Source organism: Agrobacterium sp. ICMP 6402 (assembly GCF_009498615.1).
GTDB classification, from domain to species: domain Bacteria; phylum Pseudomonadota; class Alphaproteobacteria; order Rhizobiales; family Rhizobiaceae; genus Agrobacterium; species Agrobacterium burrii.
In genome coordinates this window covers 1-724 of record NZ_QSNV01000034.1, presented here as the reverse complement: position 1 = coordinate 724, position 724 = coordinate 1, and the positions used below count along the sequence as shown (strand labels likewise).

The window sequence follows — 724 nt, the reverse complement described above, 5'->3', positions numbered from 1 at the left end:
ACTGGACGAAATCGGTTTGCCGCCGGGCAATGCCATCCAATGGTTGTTCGGGCTGACGGCGGGGTTCTATTTTGCGGATGGTGAAACACTGCGGACACGCCGAGCGGCGCTTGATCTGGCGTTGCGCTACTACGATTTTACGAAAGGAAACACCAATCTGCTGACGGTTGGTGAGCGTTCGCGCCGTGTGTCTTCGAGAGATGACATCGAGCGGCATCTAGCACAGAGCAATTACGCTGATGAGAAGGAGACAGCAGGCTTTTATATCAGACATATGCCTGCCAAAGCTCTGCGGTCGACCGATCCGGTACACGACTATTTGACAGCGCTTCTTCCCGGCATTGGGTATCGTGGCGGCTCTGGGCACCTGATGTACCAGACGAGGTTGTCGCAACTATCGCTAGATCCACTAGGTGTCGTGCGTTTCTTCGTTGACGCCTGCCGTGACCTTCAGGCTTTTTACGCCGTGTCGGGGATGTCGCTTTTTTTCTATTCCTACGCGACAGGTGCAACCGAACGGGCCTATCCACTGTTCCGCAGATTTCCCGGCCTCCTCTATGAAGATGGCATCCGTTTTGGATTAATCATTTCACAGCGCACCGATGTGATCCGTGACGTGAACTGGCTGACAGCCGTCAATGATGAGTTGCTTGAGCGCGTCGGTGGTCTTGAGAAGGCGAGAGAGGTGCTCGGAGAAGAGATCGTCCTCCATCCCTATGAGGGT

Annotated in this window: 1 protein-coding gene; it reads left to right on the top strand. The window is 54.7% G+C overall.

Going from position 1 to position 724, the window contains the following annotated elements; genetic code table 11:
- Position 1: 1 nt before the first annotated feature.
- Positions 2–724 (top strand): type VI immunity family protein (locus tag DXT96_RS26825; protein WP_246670670.1); only part of this gene is annotated, 723 nt, incomplete at its 3' end.